Source organism: Mesorhizobium sp. P3_A9, from assembly GCF_056402975.1.
This window is the reverse complement of record NZ_JBFUGJ010000341.1, coordinates 1-6,146: the sequence shown is the minus strand read 5'-3', so window position 1 is coordinate 6,146 and position 6,146 is coordinate 1. Positions and strand designations below refer to the sequence as shown.

The window sequence follows — 6,146 nt, the reverse complement described above, 5'->3', positions numbered from 1 at the left end:
CCACAACTCGCCGGCGTTGACCTTGAGTTGCAGCAGCGCCGTCAAATTGCCGTGGGCAACGATGAAAATCATCCCGGCAAGCGCAACCAGCGCGCCAAGCGACTTCCACAGCCCGAGCGGCTCGCCGAGCACGAAACGGGCGAGCACCATCGTCATGACAGGCGACAGCGCCATGATGATGCCGGCCGTGGTGGCGTCGGTGTGGTTGAGGCCATGGTAGATCATGCCCTGGCACAGCGTGAGGCCGATCGCCCCCACGGCGACGACCTCYACGGCGCGMGTTCGCAAAAGCCCGATCATYGCSTCGTGATGRCGGTGCACRATCGGYAGCAGGATGGCGCAGGCAAGCGTCAGCCGCCAGAARCAGAGGCCCCAGGGCGGCATTTCAGGCGCCACCCATTTGGCCGCGATATAAACACCGGCCGAAAGCAGCCAGCACAGGACGGCGGCCGGATAGCCGGCCAGGGAGGATATGGGGCCGGCCACGGGTTGCGCGGCTTGATGCGCTATCGGCATTGCCTGCATGTCATGTCCCCTTCGATGACCTCGGCCAGACGGGGCAACATAGCCTGTGTCGTTGGGTCGTGCATCCGTTTTGAAAGCCGAGAAGGCGCTCGGCCGTTTTCGACGGAGCGAGGACGTTCTTTCCCCTGAGGGGATGCGCGCCGTACCGAGGAAGAGGTCTGGCGCGCGGCCGTTCACTTACTCCCTGTCATGTGCGATAGTCGTGCACCGTTTGGGAGACCTTCCATGGTTGTGCGACATCTCCGGTATGCACTTGCCGCGTGCTGTTTTGCACTTTCGCTGTCATCGGCGCCGGCCGAGACGCTGCGGCTTCCCGACAATTTGACCGGGTTCGACACCGATCAGGGAGAAGCCTATCTCGTCGAGAGTGACGCCCGCGAAGCCTATTTTGCTCTCGCCAGCAATTTCCTGACCCAGAAAACGCAGTCGTTCTGCGGCGTGGCGAGCATCGTGATGGTACTCAACTCGCTTGGCGTGCCGGCGCCCGAGGTGGCGGAATACCAGCCCTACCGCACGTTCACCCAGGACAACGTTTTGGATGAAAAGACCGACACGGTGCTGCCCCGCGCCACGCTGGCGGAGATCGGCATGACGCTCGACCAGATTGGCGGCATCCTCGCAACGAAGGGAGTCTCGGCTTCCGTCCATCACGCCACGGATACGTCGCTGGACGAGTTCCGGAAAATGGCGCGAGCGGCGCTCGGCGACAAGGGGCGCTTCGTCATCGTCAATTATCTGCGTAAGGCGATGGGCCAGGAAAAGGGCGGTCATATATCGCCGCTTGCAGCCTACGATTCCAAGTCGGATCGGTTCCTGATCCTCGACGTCGCGCRCTATAAATATCCACCTGTCTGGGTCTCGGCGAGCGACCTCTTCACGGCCATGAACACCACCGACAGCGACAACGACAACAAGACCCGCGGTTTCGTTGTCGTTGCCGCGCAATAGAGCCTCTCACCTCTTCGCGCCGCAATCACGCGTCGGGCGGATTGCGCACGCCTTCATTGCGGACAAAATAGTCGCTCGCCAACGCCAAGACAGCCAAGAAGGCGGCGCTATACCGGGCAAAGCCAAAGGACTCCGCCGCCGCAAGTTTAGCGCCGCGCTTATGCTCGCTGACGAATCTGGCCGCCACGTCCCGGACTTCGTCGGCGGCCTTGCCGAACAGCGCCTGCTCTTTGGCTGTTGGTTGAAAAGCCCGGCCGATGAGATGGCCGAGAAAGAGCCCTCCTGCGGAGCCGGCTATGACCTTTGCTCGCTCCAGGTTTGACACGGCACTTCGCGGAAGTGCGTGGTAACGGCTTGGTCCAGCATCGGCATGCCCGCCGCTGGTAAGTGTTTCAATGTCCGCGCCCGCACTTCCGGCGGGGACATTGCCGCCAGCGCTTCTCCTGCCGGCATCGAAGACAGCGACGGCGCCCAGGGCGACAGCGGCCGCAGTGCCGCCATTCTCCTTGACGGCATCCGAGACGCCACCAAGGACCCCGATCACCTTCTGTTTGGCGTAGTGCGTGGAGGTTTGCACCAGATGCCTGGGTTGGAGCCTGCGGCTCAACTCGCTGACCGGCCCAAACAGCGCTTGCCGTTCGGCGTGGCTTTGCACCAGGATATCCCGGATCTCATTGCTGGGTTGAGCCATAGCGTATGCCCTGCTTCAAGGCTGCGAGGTCTGTCCGCACCTGGTTGACGGTTTCTACGGGCGTGATGGTCCATCCGATCAGCGCGCGCCTGGCCAAATGAAGAGATAGCATCCCTGCGGCGATCAGAACGGCGCCGACGATCAGGCAGGCGAACATCGCGCCGACCCCAAAATGGATCATCGCAAGGATGAGGAACTGAACCAGGGCGAATGCTGCCAGGACAAAGAACATGCCGGCAGCCACGCCGCATGCGCCCGACGACACGATCGTCGTGGTCTTGGCCCGCATTTCCGCTTCGAGCAGGCGAAGATCGAGGCGCATCAACGAAGCGAATTGACTTACAGCTTCGCTGAGCACGCTCCCGAATGGCCGGTGATCCATTCCGTCATCCATGCGCGTGATCCTTCTCAGGACCGATCGGAGCTTCGCATGATCCGCGTCAGCACGACGCCGGCGAGGATGCCGACGCCGAAAAAGGCGGCCGGCTGGCGTTGCGCGAACTTGGTGACGGAATCGAGCAATTCGCCGACATTGCGGTCCCTGATATCGGTCGAGATCCGCTCGACGCCTTCGGCAGCATTGCGCACCATGCTTGCAACCTGGGGCGATTGCTTCTCGATGCCGTCGGCCGCGTCCTTCACGGAATGGGCGATGTTGGCGATCGCATCGGCGCCTGCGGTCTTGTTGGACTCGACGGCGTCCTTGAAGGCGCCGGCGGCATTGGATGCCACAGACCCGGCATAGTCCTTGGCGTCGCTCGAAACTGAAGCCGCCGCATCTTTCAGATGCGCGGCGGTTTCTGCCGCACTCGTCTTCAACTTGCCGAGCGCTTCCTTGCTGTCGCCGGCACGTTCAGTGCCCGCACTGCCCTGCCAGCCGTTCTCGTTGGCGATTCCTGATCCCGAAAGGTTGTCTGTGTCTAAGGTGTTCACGGCGAGTCACTCCTGTGTTGATAGGAGTTGAACTTCGCCATCAACAAGCGGTTCCGGCAGCTGGCAAAAATCCCTGATGTGATCGGAATCCCGGCACAAAAGCTATGTGTGGCCGGATACCCTGCCACAATACGCAACGAAGTCCGCCCGGCGCTGCAATCTCAGACAGTACGCCTAACGCGGAGGGTCGGCTCTCGGCCCCTGTCAAGACAATCTCCTTGTTGCGGGTGCGAACGCAGCTGGTGTTCAGCCGCACCTCCAATTCTCTAAGACTGCAGGCTACGCCCTTCCTCCGCCTTGTCGCCGGAAGGCATTGCGGAAAAATCCATCCACATCGCGCCCACGGCATGGCCATCGGGATCAGCGAGGTCGCGTGTATACATGAAGCCATGATCTTCGATTGGATTGATGTCGGCGGTGCCACCGTTCGCGGCAGCAGCGGCGGCCATCGCATCGACCGCCTCGCGGCTGTCCAGGGACAGCGCCAGCATGACCTCGCTGGACGTTGATGGCGGGATGGGGCGCGTGGTCCTGGTCTGCCATTTTTCACGGCTAAGCAGCATGAAATTGATGTGGTCGCTCCACACCATCCCCGCAGCCGCCTCACTGGTGAAGCTGGGATTGTTCTTGAATCCGAGCGCTTCATAGAACGCCATGGATGCCTTCACGTCGCTCACCGGCAGGCTCACGAAAATCTTCTTGCTCATCGATCGTTCCTTTGGTTGTCGAGATGCCAGTCCAGGCGTCTGCTTTAAGACGGTTGACTGCGCGTAGATCCGACATCGCATCTCAACTTTTTTTAGATCGCCAGCGCAGCGGCACTGAGGCACGCGTTCACTTTGGTATCGGGTGTCCGCTTTTCGCGAGCGCCAATGGGCCGCGATGGAGATCGACAGGGAGGCCGCACTACCGCTGACGGCCCACGACGCGCTGCCGCACGAGATCGCCAGCGTCGACGTGCTTGAGGTCGAAGCGCTAGCCGTGCGCGCCGAGACGCGTGAGGCGGCGGAGAAGCATGAGCGGGAGGTGCAGTATTTCAAGCGGCATTGAGGGGGGCTGCCATAAATAATTGATAAGAAAGGCGCATTTATCGACGAGGCATGGATCGATGGCGGCAGCGGCAACTCCGCTCGGCGCTAGCTATCACGAAAGTGCCCGATGACAACCGTGTAGCGCTGGACGTTTACTTCACGTCAGGGCTAAGCTGAAGAATGGCGTATGTTCCGCGACGTATACTAATCACGCAAGAAAACGGTACGGCTATCGAGCATACTGAGGCGGAATTCGCCAGCATTCGTACTCCACGTATTCTTCTAGGCGAGCCGGGTGCGGGAAAGTCGGACACCGCGACCGAAATTCAAAGGCTTTCGGCAGGGCATTCAATCCATGCCGAGCTATTGGCGTCAAATGCTCCCATCGAGCAACTCAGTTACGAGACTGTCATTGTCGACGGCGTCGATGAGGTACTCGCGAATGGCGCCAAAGATCCCATAACTGCTATTCTAAACCGCTTGCTCGAAGACAAGGTGGAGGACTTCGTGCTCACCTGCCGGGCCATGGATTGGCAGAATGCCACTTCGGAAGTGAAGATCGTCCGTCGTTTCAACACCAAACCGGTCATTGGACAACTGCAGCCGCTGAGCGATGATGAAATGGCCTCGATGGTGGAGGTATTCTCGTCGGGTAAAGAAAATGGCGCGAAGTTCGTGGCGCAAGCTGACGAGCACAAGGCCACAGAACTAGCTCGAAATCCTCAGTCACTTCTTCTGCTGTTGGAGGCCATTGCGGAAATTGGATGGCCGAAAACACGACGTGAACTGTACGAAAGCGCTTGCCTGCGCCTAACGCGCGAAGCCAATCCCCAGCACCAGTCGCTGCGACCGAATCGGCCAAGCAGCGAACGGATCATGAAAGCGGCAGGCTTCGTATTCGCACAGATACTGTTGTCCGGAAAACGGGGGGTCGCAACTGACGGGCAGCTAGATGACCTCTATCCTCGCCCCGCTGATCTGCAGGGCGACCATGTAACCGCAGAAGAAATCGAAGCTGCTATGGGCTCAGCGCTGATGCGGGTTTCATCGGCTCAGACATTGGAACCCTGCCACCGCACGGTGGCTGAGTATTTGGCGGCACGGTGGCTGGCTAGTGCTCTTGCTGACGGTGTCTCACTTCGCCGTCTGGAATCTCTACTCTACGCTGCGGGTTCAAAAACCGTCCCTACATCATTGCGTGGCATCCATGCGTGGCTCGCTGTTCTGGATGCCAGCGACTCTGAGAGGTTCATCGATGCGGACCCATACGGCGTCCTCAGATACGGTGATGCGGGGTCGCTGGCTGACGATCAGATTAAGCGGCTTCTTCGTGCACTRCCAACAATCGCTCGCTCAGATCCACTTTTCCGTAGCGAGGACTGGAATCTGGACATAGGGCGATCCTTGGCTAGGGATTCGTTGAAGGACGAGATTGTTACGCTGATCGCCGACAAGGATGCCTCGTACCAGCTAACTACAGTCATCCTTGAGAGTGTAAAGGGGACAGCGTTAGCCAGCCGGATACGAGACCAACTTCGCGCACTAGCCCTTGACAATAGTGAGACGTATGTCGAGCGACTGCGGGCAGCGGAGGCAGCAGCGGAAGGTAGCGACGATACATTTGTAATCGCACTCGTTGACGACTTGCGTGCTCTCGACGACATCTCGTCTACGCGACTGGCGCTCGAAACGATGGATGATCGGCCATCTGTGTTCTCGGGCACACGAATTGCCCAGGCGATGGTTGCTTATCACAGGTCGCAAGGTAACCACAAAATTGTGGGGGTAGGCTACCGACTCTTGCGGGGTATGACGCCGCCGCAGTTAATTGAGTTCCTAGACGTCGTTGCGCCGATCCTTACTGAAGGTCGGCGTGCACCAAGAGAATTTTCTCGTGAAGTCGAGGACAATATTCTTGAGGCTGTTGAATCATACCTTCGTGCTGGCGCTAAAATTAGCGCAAAAGAACTTTGGAGATGGCTAAAGAATACCGATGGACGCTCCTATCGGCATGAGCA

At 59.4% G+C, this 6,146-nt stretch carries 8 protein-coding genes; 3 read left to right on the top strand and 5 right to left on the bottom strand.

Annotated elements, in window-relative coordinates:
• On the bottom strand, positions 1 to 525 hold a 525-nt coding region (locus AC1DX0_RS29170), incomplete at its 3' end, for a DMT family transporter (protein ID WP_477357875.1).
• A 225-nt stretch (positions 526 to 750) separates the two neighbouring features.
• Between AC1DX0_RS29170 and AC1DX0_RS29165 the strand changes: the two genes are divergently transcribed.
• The gene (locus AC1DX0_RS29165; protein ID WP_477357872.1) at positions 751 to 1,473 is read left to right on the top strand and encodes a phytochelatin synthase family protein; all 723 of its coding nucleotides are present in this window, start codon (positions 751 to 753) and stop codon (positions 1,471 to 1,473) included.
• 25 nt (positions 1,474 to 1,498) lie between these two features.
• On the opposite strand, the gene AC1DX0_RS29160 is transcribed toward AC1DX0_RS29165, so the two are convergent.
• The 4 genes from AC1DX0_RS29160 to AC1DX0_RS29145 form a co-directional block, all read right to left on the bottom strand.
• Positions 1,499 to 2,164: a hypothetical protein gene (locus tag AC1DX0_RS29160; protein ID WP_477223645.1), complete on the bottom strand. Its 666-nt coding sequence runs from the start codon at positions 2,162 to 2,164 to the stop codon at positions 1,499 to 1,501.
• Entirely contained in the window at positions 2,145 to 2,558 is a 414-nt protein-coding gene (locus tag AC1DX0_RS29155) for a phage holin family protein (RefSeq protein WP_477223646.1), read from the bottom strand. The genes AC1DX0_RS29160 and AC1DX0_RS29155 overlap by 20 nt, the downstream gene beginning before the upstream one ends.
• A 14-nt stretch (positions 2,559 to 2,572) precedes the next feature.
• Positions 2,573 to 3,097: a hypothetical protein gene (locus AC1DX0_RS29150; protein WP_477223647.1), complete on the bottom strand. Its 525-nt coding sequence runs from the start codon at positions 3,095 to 3,097 to the stop codon at positions 2,573 to 2,575.
• 266 nt (positions 3,098 to 3,363) lie between these two features.
• Positions 3,364 to 3,804 carry a VOC family protein gene (locus AC1DX0_RS29145; protein ID WP_477357869.1) on the bottom strand — a complete coding sequence of 147 codons (441 nt, stop codon included), beginning with the start codon at positions 3,802 to 3,804 and terminating at the stop codon, positions 3,364 to 3,366.
• A gap of 175 nt (positions 3,805 to 3,979) precedes the next feature.
• On the opposite strand from AC1DX0_RS29145, the gene AC1DX0_RS29140 reads away from it, so the two are divergent.
• Together AC1DX0_RS29140 and AC1DX0_RS29135 are read left to right on the top strand one after the other, a co-directional pair.
• Positions 3,980 to 4,147 carry a hypothetical protein gene (locus AC1DX0_RS29140; protein ID WP_477223649.1) on the top strand — a complete coding sequence of 56 codons (168 nt, stop codon included), beginning with the start codon at positions 3,980 to 3,982 and terminating at the stop codon, positions 4,145 to 4,147.
• Between the two features lie 161 nt (positions 4,148 to 4,308).
• Positions 4,309 to 6,146: NACHT domain-containing protein (locus AC1DX0_RS29135; RefSeq protein WP_477357866.1), on the top strand; the 1,838-nt coding region annotated here is incomplete at its 3' end.

Excerpts from the sequence above, each read along its gene's own strand:
- AC1DX0_RS29160 (WP_477223645.1), bottom strand. The coding sequence starts at position 2,164 with ATGGCTCAACCCAGCAATGAGATCCGGGATATCCTGGTGCAAAGCCAC.
- AC1DX0_RS29155 (WP_477223646.1), bottom strand. The coding sequence starts at position 2,558 with ATGGATGACGGAATGGATCACCGGCCATTCGGGAGCGTGCTCAGCGAA.
- AC1DX0_RS29145 (WP_477357869.1), bottom strand. The coding sequence starts at position 3,804 with ATGAGCAAGAAGATTTTCGTGAGCCTGCCGGTGAGCGACGTGAAGGCA.
- AC1DX0_RS29140 (WP_477223649.1), top strand. The coding sequence starts at position 3,980 with ATGGAGATCGACAGGGAGGCCGCACTACCGCTGACGGCCCACGACGCG.